The following is a 22,047-nucleotide window of genomic DNA, read 5'->3' as shown; positions in this document are numbered from 1 at the left end:
GCCGTGATCATGATCCTCGACCGCTTCCCCGTCGGCGGCACCGGAAAGATCGACCGCAACGCCCTACCCGCACCCGACTCGCAGCGCCCCGACCTGGACGTGGCGTACGTGGAACCGGCGACCGACTCCGAACGCCTCGTCGCGGGGGTGTTCGCGACGGTGCTCGGGCTGGACCGGGTGGGCGCGCGCGACGGCTTCTTCCACCTCGGCGGCACGTCCCTGCAGTCGGCGGCGGTGGCGGCAGGCATCGACGAGGCCGCCGACGTCGTCGTGCCCGTCTCGCAGATCCACCGCACCCCCACGCCGCAGGGGCTGGCCCAGTGGCTGACCACCGCGCCCCGGCGCCCGAAGGCGGAACCGGAGGTGCCCGCCACCGGCCGCCCCGGCCCGTCGAAGCCCGTCCCGCTGACCCTGTCGGTCGCCAAGTGCGTCTGGCTCCCCTTCGAACTGGTCTGCCCGACCACCTGGTGGATCGAGGGCGAACTGGACCTCCGCGCGCTGATGGCGGCGCTCGGCGACGTGCACCGCCGGCACGAGGCCCTGCACGCTCGCTACCGCCGCGTCGAACCGCCGGTCGCGCTCGTCCCGCCGAACCCGGGAATGCCGCAGCTGCGACTGCTCACCGACGCCAACAGCGAGCAGGAAGCCCTCGACCAGCTCGCCGAGGCCGTGCAGCAGCCGCTCGACTACACCCAGGGCCGCAACTGGCGGGCCGCCCTCATCCGGGAGAAGTCCACCGGGCGGGTCCTGTTCGGCGTGGGCATCCACCACATCGCCTTCGACGGCTGGTCCCACGCGCTGCTGGTGCGGGACCTCAGCCACGCCTACGCCGCCCGGCTGTCGGGCGCGGCCCCCGTGTGGGCGCGACCCGCGCCGACGCTGCGCCAGTCGTACGAGGAGTACACCCGGCTACGCGACGCCGCCGACCTCGACGCGCAGCGGAACTACTGGCGCGAACAACTGCGCGGCCTGCCCCGCCAGGGCCGGGGCGCACCTCAGGCGCCCCTGGAGCAGGCACTGGCCTGGGGCCCCAAGGCCGGACACATCGTCACCGTTCCCGGCGAGGTCATGCGGCGCTGGGACCGGGCCGCCCGGGAACGCCGGTTCAGCCGCTCCAGCTACTTCGTCGCCTCGTACGCCTCCGCGCTGCGCGCCATCCACCAGCAGGACGACATCGGCCTGCTGATGATCGTGGCCAGGCGCGGCAGCCGCATCCTCGACTCCGCCTTCACCACCCGGATCAACTCGAACTGCGTCCGGGTCCGGTTCCGGCCCGAGACGGACCTGCTCCGGCACGTCCAGCAGACCGTCGACGAGCTGATGGCCGCCCAGGACATCCCCTTCTCGGAGACCGCCGCCGACCCGGCCGTCGGCCTGCCCGGCGAGGTGGTCGCCAGCATCCCCGGCTTCGCCTACCAGGACAACGTGGTGCTTCCGCTGGAACTGCCCGGCTGCCGGACCGAGGAGGTCGTCGAGCCGTACGCGCGGGAGGTGATGAGCGGCCTGACGGTCGAGGCGATCCCCCGGGACACCGACGCCCTGCTGCGCATCACCATCCGCACCGACCTGATCCCGTTCAGCCTCGCCGAGGAGCTGGGCGCGCACATGCTGCGCTTCCTCGAAACGGGGCCAGCCCCGGCCGCCACCACCGACTGAGTCCCTCGGCCGCACTCCTCACGCCGTGGGCGTTCCCACCGGTTCCCGGATTTCGTGCCCCGGCCGCACCCCCTTGCGGGTGGCGCGGTCCTGATCGGAGGTTGACCCATGTCCGTCGGGTTCGTCGGTGGTCGGGCCCCGACCACGGGTGTCGCCGGGCCCGGCACCGACCACGAGGTCCTCGACCTGATGGGTGACCTGCGGCGCCCGCTGGTGTGGCCGGCCCGGGCGGCGTCGCACCTGCGGACGCTGGAGCTGCCCGGCCCGGCGGGCCCGGGGCCGGCCGGGCTGGTGGTGCTGGCGGGCCTCGTCGGGGTGCTGGCCCGGTACACCGGTCAGGAGGAGGTGGCGCTCGGCCTGTCCCCGGGTGGATCGGTGCTGCGGGTCGGCGTGGCGGACGATCCGGCGTTCGGTGAGCTGGTGAGCCGGGTGGCTGCGGCGTGGACCGCGCCGGTCGCGGGTGCGGGCGTGGTGGGTCCGGTGGCGGTGGCCCTGGTCGACGGCCCGGTGGCCGACGTGGGCCCCGGGACGGTGGACGTCGACCTCGTGGTGAGCGTGGCCTCGGACGCATCCGGGCTGCGGGTGGACCACGCGGCGGAGGGCTTCTCCGCGGACTGGGTGCGGGGCCTGCTGGACCAGACGGCCACCCTGGTGTCGGCCGGCGTGCGGGAACCCGGGGCCCCGTTGTCCGGGCTGCCGTTGTTGGGCACGGCCGAGCGGGAGCGGCTGCTCGCGTGGGGCCGGGGCCCGGTCCGTCCGGTGCCCGACGAGCCGCTGCACGAACTGGTGTTGCGGTGGGCACGCCGGACGCCGGACGCGGTCGCGGGCGTCGCCGACGGCGAGGTCGTCACGTACGCGGAGCTGGCCCGCCGATCGGAGCTGCTGGCCCGCTACCTGCACTCGGCCGGGGTCGGCGTCGGGGACGTGGTGTCACTGGCGCTGGACCGCAGCATGCGGACCCTCGTCGCCACCCTGGCGGTGCTGCGGGCCGGGGCGGCGTACACGCCGATGGACGTGTCGTGGCCGGCGGAGCGGATGCGGATGCTCCTGGCCGACCACGGCGCACGGGTCGTGCTCACCGTCGGCGAGGTCGCCGCACGCATCCCCCGGCCGGACGGCGTACGGGTGGTCGCCCTGGACGACGACTGGCCCGCCGTGGAGGCGGCCGAAGCGGTCGAGCTGCCGGTGGTGGACGTCTCCCGGCCGGCGTTCGTGATCTACACGTCGGGATCGACCGGGGCGCCGAAGGGCGTCGTGCTGACCCACGACATGCTGACGAACTTCGTCACCTGGATGCGCGACGAGTGCGCGGTGGGCCCGGACAGCCGGATGCTGCACTGCTGCGCCCCGGTGTTCGACGTCGCCCTGGGCGAGATCTACACCGCGCTGACCTCCGGCGCCCGCGTCGTGGTCTGCTCCCGCGACGACCTGCTCGACGCCCGCCGGTTGACGGAGCTGATCGCGAAGGAGGAGACCACCCACGCGTTCTGCCCGCCCACGAACCTCGCCGCCATCGACCCGGCCGACTGCCCGAGCATGTCGTGCGTGACCCTCGCCGGGGAGCCCGTTCCGCCGCGCATGGCCCGCCGGTGGATGGCCGCCGGCGCCCGCCTGATCAACGCGTACGGGCCCGCCGAGGCCGCCGTGGCGTGCACGTGGTTCGACGCGTCGGAGGGCTGGGGCGGCGCGTACGTGCCGATCGGCCGGCCCATGCCCAACCGGCAGATCCGCGTCGTCGACGGCGCGCTCGACCTCGTCCCCATGGGTGTCCCCGGCGAGATCCTCATCACCGGCGCCGGGGTCGCCGACAGCTACCTCAACCGACCCGACCTGACCGCGCAACGGTTCGTCACCGACCCGTACGGCGGCGGGATCGCCTACCGCACCGGCGACCTGGGCCGGTGGAACGCCTCCGGGGCGCTGGAGATCCTCGCCCGGATGGACCACCAGGTCAAGGTCAACGGCATCCGCATCGAACTCGGCGAGATCGAGGCCGTCCTCGAACAGCACCCGGACGTCGGCACGGCCGTGGTCGTCCGCCGCGAGGACCGGGGCGTCGCCCGCCTGGTCGGCTACGTGACCGGCCGCGACGGTCGGAACCCGGCCGTGACCGCGCTGCGGGAGCACGCCGCGGGCGTGCTGCCCCCGTACATGGTCCCCGCCGTGATCATGGTCCTCGACCGGTTCCCCGTCGGCGGCACCGGGAAGATCGACAGGCGGGCGCTACCGGAACCGGGCTCGCAGCGCCCGGACCTCGGCGTGGACTACGTCGAAGCCACGACCGACGAGGAACGTCTCGTGGCCGGGGTGTTCGCGACCGTCCTCGGCATCGACCGGGTCGGCACGCGGGACAGCTTCTTCGCCCTCGGCGGCACCTCCCTGCAGTCCGCTGCCGTCGCCGCCGCCGTCGACGAGGCCGCCGACGTCGTCGTACCCGTCTCGCAGATCCACCGCACGCCCACACCCCACGGCCTGGCACACTGGCTCACCACCGCGCCCCGCCGCCCCACGGCCGAACCGGAACCGTCCGGCACCGGCCGACCCGGCCCGACCGGGCCCGTCCCGCTGACCCTGTCGGTCGGCAAGTTCGTCTGGCTCCCCTTCGACCTGGTCTGCCCGGCCACCTGGTGGATCGAGGGCGAACTGGACCTCCGCGCGCTGATGGCGGCGCTCGGCGACGTGCACCGGCGGCACGAGGCGTTGTACGCCCGCTACCGGCGGGTGGACCCGCCCGTGGCCGTCGTCCCGCCGAACCCGGGCAAGCCCCCGCTCCGGCTGCTCACCGACGCCACGAGCGAACAGGAGGCGCTCGACCAGCTCGCCGAAGCGGTGCAGCAGCCGCTGGACTACACCCAGGGCCGCAACTGGCGGGCGGCGCTCATCCGCGAGAGGTCGACCGGACGGATCCTCTTCGGCGTCGGCATCCACCACATCGCCTTCGACGGGTGGTCACACGGGCTGCTCGTCCGCGACCTCAGCCGCGCCTACGCCGCCCGCCTGGCCGGCCGGCCGCCCGCCTGGGACCGCCCCGCACCCACGCTGCGCCAGTTCCACGACGAGCACACCCGCCTGCGGGCCGCCACCGACCTCGACGCGCAGCGGGACTACTGGCGCGGGCAGTTGCGGGGACTCGCCCGCCAGGGCGAGGGCCGGCCCCAGTCGCTCCTGGAGCAGACCCCGACCTGGGGCCCCAGGACCGGGCACACCGTCGCCGTCCCTCCCGAGGTGCTGGACCGCTGGGACCGGGCCGCCCGGGAACACCGGTTCAGCCGCTCCACCTACTTCGCCGCCGCCTACGCCTCCGCGCTGCGCGCCATCCACCAGCAGGACGACATCGCCCTGCTGATGATCGTCGCCCAGCGCGGCAGCCGGATCCTCGACTCCACCTTCACGAGCAGGATCACCTCCAACTGCCTCCGGGTCCGGTTCGACGGGCCGGAGAAGGACCTGATCCGAGCGGTCCAGCGCACCGCGGACGGGCTGATGGCCGCCCAGGACGTCTCCTTCGTGGAGATGACCACCGACCCGGACCTCGGCATGTCCCGCGAGGTGGCGAACAGCTTGCCCTCCTTCGCCTACCAGGACAACCTCGTCCCTCCGCTGGAGCTGCCCGGCTGCGGGACCGAGGAGGTCGTCGACCCGTACGCCCGGGAGTGGTCGGGTTCCTGCGTCGCCGAGGTGCTTCCCGGTGCCGCGGGCGCCCTCCTACGCGTCACCATCCGCACCGACCTGGTCCCGCCCCCCGTCGCCGAGATGCTTGCCACCAGCATGCTGCGCTTCCTGGAAGCCGGACCCGGGGCCGCCGACGAGGCGCGCTGAGAGCTCCCACCCCACGCCGCGACCGGCCCGCGACCGGCGTCACTGGGCAACTGGCGTGAATGGACGAGGCGCTGCTGGAGCTGGCCCACGGTCAGGGCTGGAAGCGTCGCCTCAGGTACTCGTGGATCGGCGCCAGGTCCCCGGCGGTGAACACGGTGGTGGCATGGTTCTCCCGCTCGCCGTAGCGGTCGACGCTGTAGCGCAGCGGCTCGTGGTGACGCCTGATGACGTACCGCACGTCCATGCCGAACGCCGCCGACTCGGCGGTGCCTACGAACCGGTGCAGCGGATGGCCGCTGCGTTCCGCCCGTTCCACGAGTTCGGTGGTGACCAGGGACAGGTCGGGCCCTTCAGAGATGATCCGCAGCGGCGGGTCCGGACGCTCGGTGCGGTACGCCCGGATGATCGCCGCGAGGTCGAGGGCACGCAGCGCGGCGAGTTCCTCCTCGTCGGCCCAGCGGATCCGGAACACCACGCACGGCCAGCCCAGCGGGCGTGGGGCGGAACGGTTGCCGACCTCGGTCAGCAGGACCCGGGTGACGTCGGCCAGGTCGTCGGCGGCGTACACCGGATCGCCGAGCTTGGCCACGCCGTGGTCGCGTAGGTGCAGCTCGAACCGGCCGTCGCGCTCGGCGATCCGGTACGACTGCCCCCCGAGGGTGGCGACGAAGGGGTTGCCGTACAACTCCGCCGGCGGCCACCAGCCGCACTCGCGCAGCCAGTCGCGCGCGACGGGATCGAGTTCGTCGGCGGTGACCGCCCGCACGCTGCCGGGCGGATCGAGCCTGCTGGCGATGGCCCACAGCTCCTCGCAGGCGGCCTGCTCGGTGTCGAAGACGACCGGCTCCGGGCCGTGCGTGTCGAGGGGAAAGCGGGCGGGACGGTACAGGTCCCGGACGGTGACGATGTACCGGCCGTCCTCGATCAGCAGGTTCCACGCGCCGTGGCAGATCGACGTCGACCTGCCCGGTGCGCGACCCCGGCCGCCCAGCGTGTCGTGGTGCGGGGCGTGCACCTGGAACGGGTCGTGGCCCGCGGCGCGCAGGCGCTGCTGCAACTCCAGAAAGTCCACCCGGTCATGGTGCACCTCCCGCACGGGTCCGGCGCGGGCGGCCAGGCCGGGCCGGACGCAGCCGTCGGGGGTGCGGGCTGGACGATGGCGGAAGGGGCCGGCGGGTCCCGACGTCCGGAAGCGTCGGTGCCGGACACTACGGTGGCGCGATGACCGATGTTTCCGTCGCGCCCCTGGTCCGCAGCCGCCCTCCGGAGGACGGCGACGAACGCGAGACCCTGTCCGGCCTGCTCGACTTCCTGCGTGCCTCGGTCGTGCACAAGGTCGCCGGGCTCACCGACGAGCAGGCCTCCAGTCGACCCGTGCCCGCGTCCGCGCTCACGCCCGCAGGGCTGGTCAAGCACCTGACGGGGGTGGAGCGGTACTGGTTCAGCATCGACTTCGCCGGTCACGAGCTGCCTCCGCCGTGGACCGACGACGAGCCCGGCGCGTTCGCTCTCGGCCCGGAGGACTCGCTGGCGGAGATCGTCGAGGCCTACCAGGCCGAGTGCGCGCGGTCCTCGGCCGTCGTGGCGGGCGCGGCGCTCGACGACCGCGCCCGCGCCGCCGACGTCTCCTTCACCCTGCGATACGCGCTCGCGCACATGATCCAGGAGACCGCGCGTCACTGCGGCCACCTGGACCTGCTGCGCGAGAGCATCGACGGGCAGGCCGGCGAGTAGCCGGAAGCGCCCGGTGCGGGTCAGTGGACGAGGGCTGCGGGGCAGTGCGCGAGCAGGTCCGTCGGGGCGTGCAGGACCAGGTCCGGGCCGGCGGCGAGCAGCGCGGCCACGTCCCCGCCGTGCCAGGTGGTGGCGACGGCGGTCGCCCCGGCGTCCCGGCCGCTGAGCAGGTCGATGACCGCGTCGCCGACCATCATCGCCTGCTGCGGCGGCACGTCGAGGTGGCCGAGCGCCTGGAGCACGATGTCCGGGGCGGGCTTCGGGCGGGCCACCTCGTCGGAGCCGATCACCTGGCCGAAGAGGCCCAGCACGCCGAGCTGGTCGAGCAGCGAACGGGCCCGGGGGCCGGCCTTGCCGGTGGCGATCGCCATCCGGATCCCCCGGGAGTGCAGCGTCTCCAGGGTCTCCCGCACGCCGGGGAAGAGCGGCACCAGGTGGGCCATCCGGTAGCTCTCCCGGACGAACGGCTCCTCCATCTCCAGCGGCAGCCCCATCAGCCGCATGATGTCCGGGAAGTACCGGCCCATGTGCCGGTTGTACTCCTCGAACGGCGCCGGCCCGTCGCCCACCACCTCGGCGTACGCGATGCTGAACGCCTCACGCATGACGGCCGAGCTGTCGACGATGACGCCGTCGAGGTCGAACACGACCGCGCGGATCGGGCCGCGGCCCGGCGACGGCGGGGTCACCTCGACGGTGGAGGACGGATGGCTCATGGCTGCTCCCGGAAGCGAGTGGGGCCGACGGTGGTTCTCACCGGTCGTGGTGGCCCGCCAGCGCGTGCTGCCGCTCCGGCGCGGTGGGCCGGGCGGACTGGTAGATCCGCTCGATGATGTCGATGGTCCGGCGGGCCTCGGCGACGGCCGCGCCCCGGCCGGTCGGGTCGGCGAGCAACCCCGGGAGGGCGTCGAGCTGGCGGTCGTACTCGGCGCCGATCGGCTCCTCGGGCAGCGACAGCCGGACGGTCTCGCCGTCCCGGGTGCGGGTCAGCACCGGCGTCGGCTCCCGGTTGGGGCTGAAGCCGAACGTGCAGCGCAGCGTCGCCGATCCGGCGGCGCCGTGCACGGTGACGGTGGTGCGGTCCAGCGACTCGTGCGAGGCCCAGCACGCGTGCAGGGCCACCGAGGCCCCCTCGGCGGTGAGCAGGAATCCCCGGGCGGTGTCCTCGACGTCCCCGGGGGCGCGGCCACCGGCGCCGGCGTCGCTGCGCCAGGCGGCGTGGGCGGCGCTGTCGTTGACGAAGTCGTCGGAGACGCTGCCGATGGCGTGGGTGACCCGGGTCGGGCCGAGCATCGGCAGCACCGTGTCGAGCAGGTGCCAGCCGAGGTCGACCAGCGCTCCCCCGCCCGAGAGGTCGCGCCGGGTGAACCAGCCGCCCGCGTCGGGCACCCCCCGGGCGCGGACCCAGGCCACGTCGACGTGCCGGATCGGGCCCAGCTCGCCGGCCACCCCGGTCAGGGCCCGGATGTCGGCCCGGTAGCGGGCGGCGCTGCCGGCCAGCAGCACCGCGCCGCCGTCGCGTTCCGCGTCGGCCAGCAGCGTCGCCTCGGCGGAGGTCAGGCAGACCGGCTTCTCCAGGAACACCGGTACGCCCCGGCGCAGCAGCCGGACGGCGACGTCGGCGTGCAGGTGGTTCGGTACGGCGACCACCACCAGGTCGACCGCCCCGGCCGGCAGGTCGTCGACGTCGGCGTACGCGGACGGGACGTGGTGGGTGGCGCGGGCCCGGTCGCGGACGCCGGGCTGCGGGTCGACCACGGCGGTCACCTCGAAGCCCGGATGCGCGGCGAGCCGGGGCAGCCAGATCTCCCGCCCGGCCCACCCGAGGCCGGCCACCGCGACCCGCACCGGTCGGTCGGGCGCGGCGGCCGGGGGCAGGGCCGTCATCCGGCGAGGACGTCGGCGAGCACGGCGGCGATGTCGTGCATCTGCTGCTCCGTGCCGAGCAGCGTGCGGTGGTGCAGCCAGATGCAGTCGGAGTGGATCTGCTCGACGTTGGGGCAGCGGGCCGCGATCGCCTCGACCGACTCGTCGGGGGCGCCGGCCTTCCAGAAACCCTCGCACCGGTAGATCGCCCGGAACGCCACGAACGCCGGGACGCCCCGGGCGATGAGCGCGTCCACCACCGCGCGGCGGCGCTCGATGGTGATGCCGGGAACGCGGAACATCGCCATGTAGTGCGGGTTGCGGTCGGTACGCGGGTCGGTGGTCTGCGGAACCACGCCGGGGATCTCGGCGAGCAGGCTCGACAGCAGCGGCCAGCGCTGCTCGCGTACCGCGATCTGGTCGTCCAGGCGGGACAGCTGGGCGCGCAGCACGGCGGCGGTGAACTCGCCCATCCGGTAGTTCGAGCCGGTGGTGCCGTGCAGGTAGTCCCGGTCGGTGCGGGGCCGGCCGCAGCTGTGCACGAGGAACGCCCGCTCGCGCAGCTCCTCGTCGGGGAAGACCACCGCCCCGCCCTCGCCGGCGGTCATCAGCTTGCCGTTCTGGAAGCTGAACGCGGCCACCGAGCCGAGCGCCCCGGCCCGCTTGCCCTGCCACTGCGCGCCGTGGGCGTGGGCCGCGTCCTGGAGAACCGCCACCCCCGCGTCGGCGGCGAGCTTGTCCAGCGCGTCCATGTCGGCGAACTGGCCGGCCATGTGCACCGGCATGACGACCTTGGTGCGGGGGGTGATCGCGGCCTCGACGGCGGCCGGGTCGACGCAGTAGGTGTCGAGGTCGACGTCGACCGGCACGGCGACCGCGCCGAGGCGCTGCGCGGCCAGCGAGGACGAGATGAACGTGAAGGCCGGGACGATCACCTCGGTGCCCGGCCCGACGCCGAGCACCTCCAGGGCGACCTCGAGGGCGTGGGTGCCGTTGGTGACGGCGAGCGCGTGCGGCGTGCCGTGGTAGTCGCCGAACTCCTTCTCGAAGGAGTCGACCTCGCTGCCGCCCATCCGCCACCACTGGCCCTGTTCGAGGGCGCGGATCAGTCCGGCGCGCTCCTCGTCGCCGAACTGCGGCCACTCCGGGAACTCGGACACCGTCGAGGGCTGACCACTCATGACTTCCCACTTCCCAACTCGGGCAGACCAGGGGCTTCGCCGGACCATCGGGCGGGACGACCGGGGACCGCCGGTACGCGGTCCGGGCGCACCGGGGCGCCGATGGCCGGTTCGAGGTAGGTGACGCATCCGTTGGAGCCGGCGGCGTCGCTTCGGCAGGGAGGACGGTAACCGAAGCGGACGCGCGGTCACCGCCCCTAACAGCCCCTAGCCACCCCTTAGTCCGCCGCGCCACGGCCATCGCCGGTTCGCCCGGCGCCGCAGGCGTAGTAAGACTGCGGTGGACCAGTCATCGGGCCTTGTCGGGACAGGGCCGCGCCCCGCGAGGTGAAGCGTGTCGAGCGTGCTGCTGCTGAACGGCCCGAACCTGGGCATCCTCGGCCGACGGGAGCCGGAGATCTACGGCACCGACACCCTGGACGACATCGAACGCGCGGTCGGCGAGGAGATCACGGGGCGGGGCTGGCGGGTGGTGGCCGAGCAGCACGACTGCGAGGGCGCCCTGATCCGCGCCATCCAGGACAACTACGACACCGTGGGCGCCATCGTCAACCCGGGCGCCCTGATGATCGCGGGCTGGAGCCTGCGCGACGCGCTGGCCAACTATCCCCGTCCCTTCGTCGAGGTGCACCTGTCCAACGTCTGGGCCAGGGAGAGCTTCCGGCACGACTCGGTGATCGCCCCGCTGGCCAGCGGCGTCATCGTCGGGCTCGGGTCGCTGGGTTACCGCCTGGCCGCCCGCGCCCTCGTCGCGACCGTCCGGTGACGACCCGGCACCTCACCGTCCGGCCCCATCGGCGTCGATGCGCCAGCGGTACGGTCGTCCGCACGTTCCAACTCTTCCCGAAGGACATCACGTGCACATTCCCATCCTCGTCCTGACCCTCATCCTCGCCGCGGTGTTCCTGGGCACCGCCGTGCCGAAGCTCACCGGGCAGGCGCAGATGCGCGAGCGGATGGACCACCTCGGCGTCTCGCCCGGCCTGACGCGCCTGCTCGGGGTGCTGGAACTCGCCGCGGTCGCCGGGCTGCTGCTCGGTCTGCTCTGGGCGCCGCTGGGCATCGCGGCGGCGATCGGTCTGGCCCTGCAGATGGTGGGCGCGGTCGTCTACCACGCCCGCGCGAAGGACCCGGCCGCGATGACCCTGACGCCGGTGATCTTCGCCCTGGCCGCCCTGGCGCTCGTGTTCCTGCACGTGCGGCAGGGCTGAGGCGAGCGCGTGTCCGGTCCGCAGCGGAGCGACGGCGTGCTCGGCGTCGACGTCGGCGGCACGAAGGTGGCCCTGCGCGCGGAGGCGCCCGGCCGGCCGGCGTACGACCGGGTCTTCCGCTGGCCGCGCGGCGCCGACCCGACCGCGGACCTGGCCGCGCTGGCCGCCGAGGTGGACCGGCTGCGCGAGGCGTGGGGACCGGTGGGTGCCGTCGGGGTGGCGATGCCGGCGACCACGGACCCGGCGGGCACCGTCACCACCTGGCCCGGGCGGCCCGGTTGGGCGGGGCTGGACCTCGCCGGCGCGCTGCGCCGCCTCTTCCCCGACGCGGCGACGGCCGTCGCCGACGACGGTGACCTCGCCGCGCTGGCCGAGGCCCGGCACGCCGGCCGCGACGACGTGGTCTACCTGGGCGTCGGCACCGGGATCGGCGGCGGCGTGGTGCTGGCGGGGCGGTCGGTGCCCGGCCGCTCCTCCGCCGAGATCGGTCACATGGTCGTCGCCCTCGACGGCGAGCGCTGCGACTGCGGCCGGCGCGGCTGCCTCCAGTCGATCGCGTCCGGCCCGGCCACCCTGCGCCGGGCGGGCGCCGGCCGCGGCGGCGAGGTGAGCTTCGACGACCTGCGGGCGGGACTCGACGAGCGCCGACCGTGGGCGGTGGAGGCGGTCGACGCGAGCTGCCGGGCGCTGGCGGCGGCGGTGGTCAGCCTCGGCGAGCTGCTGGACCCGGCGCTGGCGATCGTGGGCGGCGGGTTCGCCGCCGGCCTGCCCGGCCTGGTGCCACTCGTCGCCGAGCGGGCCCGGTCCGCCGGCCGTCCCGGACGGCCGGCGCCACCGGTGCGGGCCGCCGCCCTGGGTGCGCTGTCGTCCCTGCACGGCGCGGTGGAGCTGGCCCGTGACCTGACCGGCACGCCGACCCCCGCGCTTCCCATCCCCACCCCGTAGAAGGAGATCAGCATGGTCAGGATCGGTGTCATCGTCGGCAGCACGCGGCCCGGGCGCAAGGCCGACGCCGTGGCCCGCTGGGTGACCGACGTCGCCGCCAAGCGGGGCGACGCGACGGTCGAGCTGGTCGACATCGCCGACTACGACCTGCCGCACTTCGACGAGGTGCTGCCGCCGTCGATGGCGCCGTCTAGGCGCCCCGCCGTACGCCGCTGGGCGTCGACCGTCGCCGGGTTCGACGGTTTCGTCTTCGTTACCCCGGAGTACAACCACTCGATCCCGGGCGCGCTGAAGGACGCCGTGGACTTCCTGTTCAAGGAGTGGCAGCACGCGTCCGCCGGCCTGGTCAGCTACGGCGTGCACGGCGGCACCCGGGCGGCGGAGCACCTGCGGCTGGTGCTCGGGCAGCTCGGCGTGGCCGACGTCCGGTCCCAGGTCGCGCTCTCGCTGACGACGGACTTCGTCAACTTCCGAGACTTCCGGCCGGCGGCGCACCACGAGCAGGCCCTGGGCACCATGCTCGACGAGGTGGTCGCCTGGGCCGGCGCGCTGCGCACGCTCCGCCGGAGCTGAGCCGCCCACCCGCTCGGGCCGGTCGTCCCGGGGGCCGGCGGCGGTACCGTCCGCCCGAGGCAAACCGGCGCCGCCCGGCGGCGGGCGGAGTCGGGCAGCGGCGGGCGGGACCGGACCGCCCCCGGGTCAGCCGGCCCGCTCGGCGCGGCGCAGCAGCGCGGCGGCGACGCAGCCGCCCGCGAAGACGGCCACGGCGCCGACCGTCTGGCCGGTCTCCAGGGCGGAGCGGAACGCGTCGGAGACGAGCGCGCGCTCCGGCTCGCTCCGCGCGGCGGCCAGCGCGGCGGGGAACGATCCGGCGCCGGCCACGGCGGCGGGCAGCAGGGCGGCGAACCGGGCGTTGAGGATCGCGCCCAGGACGGCGATGCCGAGGCTGCTGCCGACCTCCGTCATGGTGCCGTCCACGCCCGCGCCGGCCCCGGCCTTCTCCGGCGGGATCGCGCTCATCACGGCCTCGACGATGGCCGGGTTGGCCACAGCGCAGCCGGCGCCCATCACCAGCAGGCCCGACAGCAGCACCCCGTAGCCGTCCGACGGGGCGTGGGTGATCAGGGCGAGACCGGCGGCGAGCAGCGTCATGCCGAGGGCGATCGAGTACGCCAGCCCGATCCGGCGGATCACCCGTGCGGCGACCCCGCCCACGTTGAGCAGGACGATGGAGAGCGCGAACGGCATCATCCGCAGCCCCGCCTCCCAGGCCGGGTAGCCGCGTACGAACTGCAGGTGCTGGGTGAGCAGGAACAGCGCGCCGGTGGCGCCGAAGGTGATCAGGACGACGCCGGAGACCGCGCCCACGAAGCGGGGGTTGCGGAAGAAGTGCATGTCCAGCATGGGGTCGGCGACCCGGCGTTCCCAGGCCACGAAGGCGGCGAGCAGGAGCACCCCGGCGACCGCCGCGCCGAGCACCGGGGTGGCCCCCCAGCCGTGCTCCGGCCCGGCGATGATCGCGTAGACGACCCCGGTCAGGCCGGCCGTGGAGAGCAGCACCCCGCCCACGTCGAGCCGGCCGCCGGCAGGCTGGCGCGACTCGGGTACCAGCGCCCGGGCCGCGACCAGGCAGACCAGCACGATCGGGACGTTGACCAGGAAGATCGCCCCCCACGGCAGGTGGGCGAGGACGAGCCCGCCGAAGGGCGGCCCGGCCGCGAACCCCAGCGCGCTCGCCGCCGCCCAGAGCCCGATCGCCCGGGACCGTTCGGCGTCGTCGAAGACCTGCATCGCTACCGCGAGGGTGGCGGTGACCAGCAGCGCGCCGCCGACACCCATGCCGGCGCGGGCCGCGATCAACTGCCCGCTGGACTGGGCGAGCCCGGCGGCCAGCGAGCCGAGCCCGAACAGCACGAGGCCGGCGAGCAGCATCCGGCGACGGCCGTACCGGTCGGCGGCGCTGCCCGCGGTGAGCAGCAGTCCGCACTGGACCAGCGCGTACGCGTTGATCATCCACTGCACGTCGGCGGTGCTGGCGGCCAGCTCGGTCGTGAGCACCGGGATCGCCACGGTCAGCACCGTGTTGTCGAGCACCACGGTGACCTGGGCGAGGCAGAGCACGGCGAGGATCAGCCACCGGCCCCGCACCCGGCCGTCCGCGTCGGCGGCCGGCGCCCCGGTGGGGGGCGCGAGCGTCGTGGTCGTCATCGGGCGGCCGGGGCGAAGCGGGCGATCGGGTTGGCCAGGGTGCCGACGAGTTGCAGCGCGGCCGACGGGTCGGCGAGGTCGACCATCTGCTGGTTGTTGCGCAGCTGGAGCCGGTTGAGGCAGGACAGCGCGAACTCCGGGGCGAACAGGTCGTAGCGCCGCAGCCGCTCGGCCAGGTGCGGCACGCTGTCGGCGTAGTCGGCGGCGCACCCGGCGACCGTCCGCCAGAAGTCCTCCTCGTCCAGGACGCCCTCGGTGACGAGGATGGCGCTGAGGTAGCGCAGGAAGCCGTCGAAGACGTCGGTGAAGATGGACAGCAGCTTCATGTCCTCCGGCACGTCGGCCCTGATCCGTTCGACCAGCGGGGGCAGGTCGGCGTCCGGGTCCATCACCACGATCTCCTCGGCGATGTCCTTGAAGATCGCCCGCTCGACCGTCCCGCCGTCCAGGACGAGGATGACGTTCTCGCCGTGCGGCATGAACGCCAGGTCGTGGGCGTAGAAGCTGTGCAGCAGCGGGGTGAGGTAGGCGTCGAGGTAGCGGCGCAGCCACTCCTGCGGCGCCAGACCCGACCGGGCGATGAGCGCGGCGGCGAACGAGCGGCCCTCGCGGTCGGTGTGCAGCAGGGACGCCATGGTGGCCAGTCGCCGGCCCGGCTCCAGCGCGGGCACCGGGCTCTCCCGCCACAGGGCCGCCAGCATCTTCCGGTACGGGGAGTACCGGTCGGTGGCCGCCTCGTACTCCAGGTGCCGGTACCCGACGGCGGCCCGCTCGCGGATGATCGTCAGCCCGGTGCGCTTGAGGATCTCGTCGCCGTCGATCAGGTCGGCGAGCCACTCGTTGATGGCGGGGGTGGCCGCCATGTACGCGGCGGACAGCCCGCGCATGAAGCCCATGTTCAGCACGGACAGCGCGGTCTTGACGTAGTGCCGGGACGGGTCGGTGACGTTGAAGAAGGTGCGGATGGACTGCTGGGCGAGGTATTCGTCGGGGCCGGGACCGAGGCACACCAGCCGGCGCTGCGCCACCTCGGCGGCGAACGTGACGGAGATCCTGTTCCACCACTGCCACGGGTGCACCGGAATGAACAGGTAGTCGGCCGGGTCGAGGCCGAGCCCCGTCAGGGTGTCGGCGAACCCGGCGCGGGTCTCCTCGTCGAGCTCGGCGCGGATCAGGGTGTCGTAGTCGAGGTCGGCGGCGCAGCTGAAGCTCGTCCGGTCGCGGTGCCCGGCCACCCAGAGCAGCCGCAGCGGGCGGCCGGCCTCCGGGGCGTACCCGTGGTATTCGTCGATGCCGAAGCCGATGCGGCCGTTGTTCGCGACGAAGCCCGGGTGGCCCTCGGTCATCTGGGTCTCGATGGCCTGGAAGTCCGCGTCGGCGAGCTCGGCGGCACTGACGGCCGGCTTGTCCAGCTTGTACGCGGTGCTGGCCAGCGTGGAGCTGATCTCCTCCAGGTAGACGGGGAGGATCTGGTCGCTGAGCCCGAGCGCCCCGCGCAGGTCGAGGCAGAACTCCAGGGCGTCCAGCGGCAGCTCGGCCTCGCCGCGGTGGCGGGTGATGCTGTCGGCGTCGATGCGCCAGTGGTCCAGGGCCAGCAGGCTCGCGGTGAACCGGTAGACGACCTCGCCGTCGTCGCCGCGCACCTGGTAGCGCCGCTCCCCGGCGGCCGGGCCGGCGGGAGCGGGCTCGTCGGCGGGCACGGGCTCGGGCGCGAGGAGCCGCTCGTGGGCGAACTCGGCCAGCGCCTTGCGGACCAGCAGCCGGTTGGCGTGCGCCCAGTTCGCGGGCGTCAGGTGGGCCACGGATGCGAGCGGGTTCACGCGGGCACGTCTCCTCGGGTTGCGGCATGGAACTGGTCACGGGTGCAGACGCTGAGCAGCGCGTCCTTCTCGGGCTTGCGGATCGGGCCGAGCACGGTGAAGCCGACGGCCGCGTTGAGCGCGTGCACCGCCGTGTTGCGCACGTCGGGCTCCACGACGACCCGCCGGGTCGCCGGGTCGGCGAAGAGCCACGCCATCACGGTGGTGATCACCGCCAGGGTGAAGCCGTGCACGGGGGCGTCGGCGGGCGCGCAGAGGAAGTGCATGCCGACGTCGCCGTCCGCCGCGTCGTACAGGCCGACGAGTTCGACGTGGGCGGGGTCGTACCGCTCGGCGAGGAAGGCCGGCCGGCCCTCGTGCAGGCCGAGGAACGCGTCGTGGTGCGGGTGCGCGGCGATCCGCCGGTACTCCTCGGCGACCCGGGCCACGTCGGCGTCCTGCATGAGCCAGAACGCCGCCTTGGGGTGGGTAACCCAGCGGTGCAGCAGCGGCGCGTCGGTGTCCGGGTCGAGCGTACGCAGGGCGAACTCGCCGAGCCGGTCGTCGACGCGGCGGTGGACCACCTCGGTCACGACGTGGCCCCGGCCGGCGCGCCGAACTCCTGGAAGGCGATGCCCTTCTCGATCGGGTAGTGCTCGCGGCCCAGCAGCTCCCGGATGATCCACGAGTTGCGGTACGGGCCCATGCCCAGGTCGGGCGAGGTGACGCTGTGCGTGTGGGTGCCGGCGTTCTGCAGGAAGATGCCCCGTCCGGTGTGGTCGATGCTGTAGTTGCGGGCCACGTCGAAGCGCCCGTGCGCGTCCCAGCGGATCCGGTCGCGCACCGGCTCCAGGAACTCCGGCACCCGGTAGTGGTAGCCGGTGGCCAGCACCAGCCCCTCGGTGTCCAGCGTGAAGTCGCGCTCCTGCTCGACGTGGCGCAGGCCCAGGGTGTACGTCCCGTTGGACTCGTCGTGAGTGGCGCTGGTCAGCGCGGTGTTGGTGAGCAGCCGGGTGCGGACCGGGCCGGGGATGCTCTTGGCGTAGAGCAGGTCGTAGATCTCGTTGATCAGGTCGGCGTTGATGCCCTTGAACAGCCCCTTCTGCTCGGACTCCAGCCGGTAGCGGGTGGGCTCCGGCAGGGCGTGGAAGTAGTCCACGTAGTCCGGCGAGGTCATCTCGAGGGTGAGCTTGGTGTATTCGAGGGGGAAGAACCGGGGCGACCGGGTCACCCAGTTGAGCTGGTAGCCGTACGCGTCGATGTCGCCGAGCAGGTCGTGGTAGATCTCCGCCGCGCTCTGCCCGCTGCCGACGACGGTGATGCTCCGCTTCGCGCGCAGCGCCGCCCGGTGCTCCAGGTACCGCGAGTTGTGGATCACGTCGCCGCCGAGCCCCTCGCAGGCCTCCGGCACGTACGGCGGGGTGCCGGTGCCGAGCACCAGGTGCCGGGCCCGGTACGTGACCGACTCCCCGGTGGCCGTCACCGTGACCCGCACGGTGTAGTGCTCGTCGGCCGGGTCGAACCCGACGGCGGTGACCTGCTGGCCGAACCGGACGCCGCGCAGCTTGCCGGCGGCCCAGCGGCAGTAGTCGTCGTACTCGCTGCGCAGCGGGAAGAAGCTCTCCCGGATGTAGAACGGGTACAGCCGCCCGGATTCCTTGAGGTAGCTCAGGAAGGAGTACGGCGAGGTCGGGTCGGCGAGCGTGACCAGGTCGGCGATGAACGGGGTCTGGAGCCGGGTCGACTCCAGCAGCATCCCGGGATGCCAGCTGAAGGCGTCCCGCGCCTCCAGGAAGAGCCCGTCGAGTTCGTCGATCGGCTCGGTCAGGCAGGCCAGGCCCAGGTTGTACGGGCCCAGCCCGACGGCGATGAAGTCGTGCGTCGACATGCGGTTCTCCAGGGCGGGGGGTGGATCGTCAGCCGACGGGGCAGGACAGCTCGGCGGTGGACCTGGTCTGGGCGTACCAGCCGGCGTGTTCGGCGATGAGGTCGAGGACGTGGGCGATGTCGTCCATCGTGGTCTCGGGGTTGAGCAGGGTGAACTTGAGGTAGTGCGCGCCGTCGACCTTGGTCCCGGCGACGAGGCCGGCGCCGGAGGCCGCCAGCGCCTCGCGGGCGTACAGGTTGGCGTCGTCGACGACCTCCCGACCGGCGGCGGCCGGCAGGTAGCGGAAGACCACGGTGCTCAGCTGCGAGCGGGTCACCACCTCGAAGCGGGGGTCCTCGGTGAGCAGCTGCCACGCGGCGGCGGCGCGGTCGACCACCTCGTCGAAGAGTTCGCCGACCGCGTCCGGCCCCATGATCCGCAGGGTCAGCCAGAGCTTGAGGGCGTCGAAGCGGCGGGTGGTCTGGATGCTCTTGTCGACCTGGTTGGGGATGCGCTGCTCGACCATCCGCGCCGGGTTGAGGTAGTCGGCGTGCCAGGTGGCGTGCCGCAGCACGCGCCGGTCGCGCACCAGCAGCGCGCTGGAGCTGACCGGCTGGAAGAACGACTTGTGGTAGTCGACGGTGACCGAGTCGGCCCGCTCGATGCCGTCGAGCAGGTGCCGCCGGGTCGGCGACACCAGCAGCCCGCACCCGTACGCGGCGTCGACGTGCAGCCAGACTCCGGCGGCGGCGCAGATGTCGGCGACCTGCGGCAGCGGGTCGATGGTGCCGAAGTCGGTGGTGCCGGCGGTGGCGACGACGGCCATCACCACCAGCCCCTCCTCCCGGCACCGGGCGATCTCCCGGGCCAGGTCGGCGGTGCGCATCCGCCGGTCGGCGTCGGTGGGCACGGTGACCACCGCGTCGGCGCCGAGGCCGAGCAGCTTGGCCGCCTTCTGCACGCTGAAGTGGCCGGCCGCCGAGGTGATGATGCGCAGCCGCGACAGCAACTCCGGGCGGGACTGCCGCTCGGTCGCCCGGCCGACGAGGTTCGCGCAGGTCTCCTCGCGGGCCAGCAGCATCGCCTGGAGATTGGACTGGGTGCCGCCGCTGGTGAAGATGCCGTCGGCGGCCGGCCCCAGGCCGATCCGGTCGGCGGTCCAGTCGACGAGGCGGCGCTCGATCAGGGTGCCGCCTGCGCTCTGGTCCCAGGTGTCCAGCGAGGAGTTGACGGCGCTGAGCACCGCCTCCGCGAGCAGCGCCGGGATCACCACCGGGCAGTTGAGGTGCGCCAGGTAGCGGGGGTGGTGGAAGTAGACGGCGTCGCGCAGGTAGACGTCGTGCAGCTCGTCGAGCGCGGCGCCGCTGTCGCCCAGCGGCCGGTCCAGGTCGATGCCGGCGATGCGCGGCACCAGCTCGTCCGGTGTCACGCCGGTGAACGGCCGGTCCACCTCGGCCATCCGGGTCGCGACCCGGCCGATCCCCTCGGCCAGCACGCGCCGGTAGTCCTCGACCGTGCCGGCGGTGAAGAGGTGGGCGCGGGCGCCGTCGGAAGCGGGGGTCACCCCGGTCGAAGGCACCTGGACGGTGGATCCGGGCAGGCTCATGCGGGTCCTCAGCGGTCGGAAATGGACGGTGGGGCGAGATGGCGGGACGTCACCATCCGCCCGCACTCGGTGATCGAGCGAGCTTAGGTTACCCTAACCTAAGGATGTGTCAACATCGTTGCCCACATTGAGCGATATCACTCAGCCCGGCACCTTCGTCAGCTCCCGCTCGCCCGGCGCCACAACGGATCGGGGCGGGAATCGCCGCTGGTGCCCGAGGCCCAGCGCGACGCCGAGCGCCACCAGCACGACGGAGGCCACCGCGACCGCGGGATAGCCGAACACCTCGGCCGCGGCCAGCGCGAGGGAGGCCGCCACGAACGAGCAGACCAATCCGAACGACGACAGCACCGTGAAGTCCGTGCCGCCCGTGCCGGGCCGGGAGTAGTCCATGTTGACCGTGTAGAGCACGACGTTGGCGACCGTGTAGGCGGCCATGAAGCAGCAGAGGGCGGCGACAGTCCCGGCGAGCGGGGCCCGGCCGTTCATCAACGGCAGCAGCATCGCCGTGGACAGCGCGAGGGCCACTCCCCCGGCGACGAGCACGCGGGCGCGCCCGAACCGGCCGATCGCGGCCCCGGCGACCAGACCGGCCACGATGGCCGGCAGGCTGGTCACCACGCCGGTCACCACGCCGATGCGCCCCAGCGACCAGTCCGCGTCCACCAGGGCCGGCGTCACCAGGGCGTACGTCGCGCCCGCACCGATGTAGACCAGCGGCACCACGCCGAAGGTCCACCGGCGGCAGCCGGGCTGCCCGAGCACGGACAGCAGTGCCCGGTAGGCCTGGCCGGCGCTGGCGACGCGGTCGGTGCGGTCCGGCTCGCGGAACCGCCACACCACCAGCAGGCCGACGGCGGTCAGCACGGCGAGCAGCAGGATCGCGGGCACCCAGCCGAACCGGTCGTAGACGATCACGCAGGCGCCGCCGCCGAGCAGGTTGCCGACGTAGCTCGCGGCGACCTGGATGCCGTTGCCGGTCCCCCGCGACCGCTCGGAGAGCAGCCGGACGGCGACGGCGTCGACGGCGATGTCCTGCGTCGCGGAGAGGAACACGTACGCGACGCAGATCGCGACGACCGGGCCGAGCTGTCCGGCCGGGCGGTCGAACGGCAGCAGGGCCAGCAGGGCGAGCACCAGGCCGCCCTGGAGCACCAGCAGCCAGGACCGGTAGTGGCCACGGTGGCGGGAGCCGTACCGGTCGAGGATGGGCGCCCAGAGGAACTTGATCGGCCAGACCAGACCGACGAACTGCAACAGCGCCAGCGTGTCCAGGGAGGTGCCGCCGTCGCGCAGGATGGCGGTCAGCCCGACGGTGATGAAGCCGATGCCGAGGTACTGCGTGACGTAGAGCGCGGTCAGCGTGCCGAGCCGACCCCTCACCTGGCGCTCCAGTAGGCCAGCGAGGTGAGCTGGTGCTTGCCGACGCCCAGCGTCCGCCGTACGTGCTTGGTGATGCCGCGCGTGCTGGCCGCCTCGCAGGCCACCCAGTAGTGGGCGTCCTCGGCGGCGGGCAGGGCCGCGCAGACGGTCTCGACCAGGTGCTGGCCCTCGTCGCGGCGCGGCACCCAGGTGACCTGGTGCTTGGCCTGGGCGCGCGGCGCCAGTTCCTTCTCGCCCTCGTGGGCGTACTCCAGCCAGACCGTCGCCGGGGTGTCGGGGGCCGCCGCGAGCAGGCTGTTCACCGCCGGCAGCGAGGCGGCGTCGCCCACCAGGTACAGGTGCCGCGGGGCGGGGTCCGGCAGGTTGAACGCGGTGCCCTGCACGGTGGCCTCGATGGTGTCGCCGGCCTGGGCGGCGGCGGCCCAACGGGCGGCGCATCCGTCGTGGATGGCGAACTCCAGATCGAACCGCCCGGTCTCCGGGTCGGGGTCGACGAGGGTGTACGCGCGCTGGTGCGGCTTGCCGTCGTTGTCGAACCACAGCCGCACCCACATGGTGGGGTGTACGCCGCACGCCTCCAGCAGCCCGCCGCCGTCCATGCGCAGTCGGCGGTAGTGCTCGCCGACGGACTCGGTGCCGAGCACGGTCAGTCGGAAGTCGCGACCGCCCATCGCCTTGAGCACCAGGGCTTCCCAGTTTCGCTTCACGCACCCCTCCAGGTAAGGTCTGCCTCAGTTAGGGGAGGGTAGCCTAAGTTGACATTCCTGTGGCA

At 73.6% G+C, this 22,047-nt stretch carries 18 protein-coding genes; 7 read left to right on the top strand and 11 right to left on the bottom strand.

The features are described from left to right. Both AB0883_RS29015 and AB0883_RS29010 read left to right on the top strand, forming a co-directional pair. The coding region (locus tag AB0883_RS29015; RefSeq protein WP_366644478.1) for a condensation domain-containing protein at positions 1-1,656 on the top strand (1,656 nt) is incomplete at its 5' end. Positions 1,657-1,764: 108 nt separating this feature from the next. Next, complete coding sequence (locus AB0883_RS29010) at positions 1,765-5,475, top strand: amino acid adenylation domain-containing protein (RefSeq protein WP_366644477.1); 3,711 nt, start codon at positions 1,765-1,767, stop codon at positions 5,473-5,475. A gap of 91 nt (positions 5,476-5,566) precedes the next feature. Here AB0883_RS29010 and AB0883_RS29005 read toward each other — a convergent pair whose 3' ends face one another. Beyond that, positions 5,567-6,547, bottom strand: a complete 981-nt coding sequence (locus tag AB0883_RS29005) for a hypothetical protein (protein WP_366644476.1) — start codon at positions 6,545-6,547, stop codon at positions 5,567-5,569. 149 nt (positions 6,548-6,696) lie between these two features. On the opposite strand from AB0883_RS29005, the gene AB0883_RS29000 reads away from it, so the two are divergent. Beyond that, on the top strand, positions 6,697-7,209 hold the full coding sequence (locus AB0883_RS29000) for a DinB family protein (protein ID WP_366644475.1): 513 nt from the start codon (positions 6,697-6,699) through the stop codon (positions 7,207-7,209). A gap of 20 nt (positions 7,210-7,229) precedes the next feature. On the opposite strand, the gene AB0883_RS28995 is transcribed toward AB0883_RS29000, so the two are convergent. From AB0883_RS28995 to AB0883_RS28985, 3 genes are read right to left on the bottom strand one after another with little or no spacing between them, the layout of a single operon-like run. Continuing rightward, positions 7,230-7,925 (bottom strand): HAD-IA family hydrolase, encoded by a 696-nt coding sequence (locus tag AB0883_RS28995; protein WP_366644474.1) that lies wholly within the window; start codon positions 7,923-7,925, stop codon positions 7,230-7,232. Between the two features lie 37 nt (positions 7,926-7,962). Beyond that, positions 7,963-9,096 (bottom strand): Gfo/Idh/MocA family oxidoreductase, encoded by a 1,134-nt coding sequence (locus AB0883_RS28990; protein WP_366644473.1) that lies wholly within the window; start codon positions 9,094-9,096, stop codon positions 7,963-7,965. Then, on the bottom strand, positions 9,093-10,256 hold the full coding sequence (locus tag AB0883_RS28985) for a DegT/DnrJ/EryC1/StrS family aminotransferase (protein WP_366644472.1): 1,164 nt from the start codon (positions 10,254-10,256) through the stop codon (positions 9,093-9,095). The genes AB0883_RS28990 and AB0883_RS28985 overlap by 4 nt, the downstream gene beginning before the upstream one ends. Positions 10,257-10,590: 334 nt before the next feature. Here AB0883_RS28985 and AB0883_RS28980 point away from each other — a divergent pair, with 334 nt between their 5' ends. From AB0883_RS28980 to AB0883_RS28965, 4 genes are all read left to right on the top strand, one after another. After that, entirely contained in the window at positions 10,591-11,022 is a 432-nt protein-coding gene (locus AB0883_RS28980; protein WP_366644471.1) for a type II 3-dehydroquinate dehydratase, read from the top strand. 91 nt (positions 11,023-11,113) lie between these two features. Then, on the top strand, positions 11,114-11,467 hold the full coding sequence (locus tag AB0883_RS28975; RefSeq protein WP_366644470.1) for a DoxX family protein: 354 nt from the start codon (positions 11,114-11,116) through the stop codon (positions 11,465-11,467). Positions 11,468-11,476: 9 nt separating this feature from the next. Next, a complete protein-coding gene (locus AB0883_RS28970) occupies positions 11,477-12,412 on the top strand; it encodes an ROK family protein (RefSeq protein WP_366644469.1) in 936 nt (311 codons plus the stop codon). A 12-nt stretch (positions 12,413-12,424) separates the two neighbouring features. After that, positions 12,425-12,985 (top strand): NAD(P)H-dependent oxidoreductase, encoded by a 561-nt coding sequence (locus AB0883_RS28965; RefSeq protein WP_366644468.1) that lies wholly within the window; start codon positions 12,425-12,427, stop codon positions 12,983-12,985. Between the two features lie 126 nt (positions 12,986-13,111). On the opposite strand, the gene AB0883_RS28960 is transcribed toward AB0883_RS28965, so the two are convergent. From AB0883_RS28960 to AB0883_RS28930, 7 genes are all read right to left on the bottom strand, one after another. Then, positions 13,112-14,620: an MFS transporter gene (locus AB0883_RS28960; protein ID WP_366644467.1), complete on the bottom strand. Its 1,509-nt coding sequence runs from the start codon at positions 14,618-14,620 to the stop codon at positions 13,112-13,114. Beyond that, the gene (locus AB0883_RS28955; protein WP_366644466.1) at positions 14,617-16,440 is read right to left on the bottom strand and encodes an IucA/IucC family siderophore biosynthesis protein; all 1,824 of its coding nucleotides are present in this window, start codon (positions 16,438-16,440) and stop codon (positions 14,617-14,619) included. The genes AB0883_RS28960 and AB0883_RS28955 overlap by 4 nt, the downstream gene beginning before the upstream one ends. Then, complete coding sequence (locus AB0883_RS28950; RefSeq protein WP_366644481.1) at positions 16,437-17,003, bottom strand: GNAT family N-acetyltransferase; 567 nt, start codon at positions 17,001-17,003, stop codon at positions 16,437-16,439. Before AB0883_RS28950 ends, AB0883_RS28955 begins: the two co-directional genes overlap by 4 nt. Before the next feature lie 5 nt (positions 17,004-17,008). Next, positions 17,009-18,307, bottom strand: a complete 1,299-nt coding sequence (locus AB0883_RS28945; protein WP_366644465.1) for a lysine N(6)-hydroxylase/L-ornithine N(5)-oxygenase family protein — start codon at positions 18,305-18,307, stop codon at positions 17,009-17,011. Positions 18,308-18,335: 28 nt separating this feature from the next. Next, on the bottom strand, positions 18,336-19,892 hold the full coding sequence (locus AB0883_RS28940; RefSeq protein WP_366644464.1) for an aspartate aminotransferase family protein: 1,557 nt from the start codon (positions 19,890-19,892) through the stop codon (positions 18,336-18,338). 141 nt (positions 19,893-20,033) lie between these two features. After that, the gene (locus AB0883_RS28935; RefSeq protein WP_366644463.1) at positions 20,034-21,275 is read right to left on the bottom strand and encodes an MFS transporter; all 1,242 of its coding nucleotides are present in this window, start codon (positions 21,273-21,275) and stop codon (positions 20,034-20,036) included. After that, positions 21,272-21,982 (bottom strand): siderophore-interacting protein, encoded by a 711-nt coding sequence (locus AB0883_RS28930; protein WP_366644462.1) that lies wholly within the window; start codon positions 21,980-21,982, stop codon positions 21,272-21,274. Before AB0883_RS28930 ends, AB0883_RS28935 begins: the two co-directional genes overlap by 4 nt. Between the last annotated feature and the right edge of the window lie 65 nt (positions 21,983-22,047).

It is taken from the genome of Micromonospora sp. NPDC047812 (assembly GCF_040704175.1).
GTDB lineage: Bacteria > Actinomycetota > Actinomycetes > Mycobacteriales > Micromonosporaceae > Micromonospora.
This window is presented reverse-complemented; position numbering and strand designations above follow the sequence as displayed.

What these genes read in the sequence shown, in the direction of transcription:
- AB0883_RS28990 (WP_366644473.1), bottom strand. Translation starts at nt 9,096, where the DNA reads ATGACGGCCCTGCCCCCGGCCGCCGCGCCCGACCGACCGGTGCGGGTC.
- AB0883_RS28960 (WP_366644467.1), bottom strand. Translation starts at nt 14,620, where the DNA reads ATGACGACCACGACGCTCGCGCCCCCCACCGGGGCGCCGGCCGCCGAC.
- AB0883_RS29000 (WP_366644475.1), top strand. Translation starts at nt 6,697, where the DNA reads ATGACCGATGTTTCCGTCGCGCCCCTGGTCCGCAGCCGCCCTCCGGAG.
- AB0883_RS28985 (WP_366644472.1), bottom strand. Translation starts at nt 10,256, where the DNA reads ATGAGTGGTCAGCCCTCGACGGTGTCCGAGTTCCCGGAGTGGCCGCAG.
- AB0883_RS28995 (WP_366644474.1), bottom strand. Translation starts at nt 7,925, where the DNA reads ATGAGCCATCCGTCCTCCACCGTCGAGGTGACCCCGCCGTCGCCGGGC.
- AB0883_RS29010 (WP_366644477.1), top strand. Translation starts at nt 1,765, where the DNA reads ATGTCCGTCGGGTTCGTCGGTGGTCGGGCCCCGACCACGGGTGTCGCC.
- AB0883_RS28965 (WP_366644468.1), top strand. Translation starts at nt 12,425, where the DNA reads ATGGTCAGGATCGGTGTCATCGTCGGCAGCACGCGGCCCGGGCGCAAG.
- AB0883_RS28945 (WP_366644465.1), bottom strand. Translation starts at nt 18,307, where the DNA reads ATGTCGACGCACGACTTCATCGCCGTCGGGCTGGGCCCGTACAACCTG.
- AB0883_RS28940 (WP_366644464.1), bottom strand. Translation starts at nt 19,892, where the DNA reads ATGAGCCTGCCCGGATCCACCGTCCAGGTGCCTTCGACCGGGGTGACC.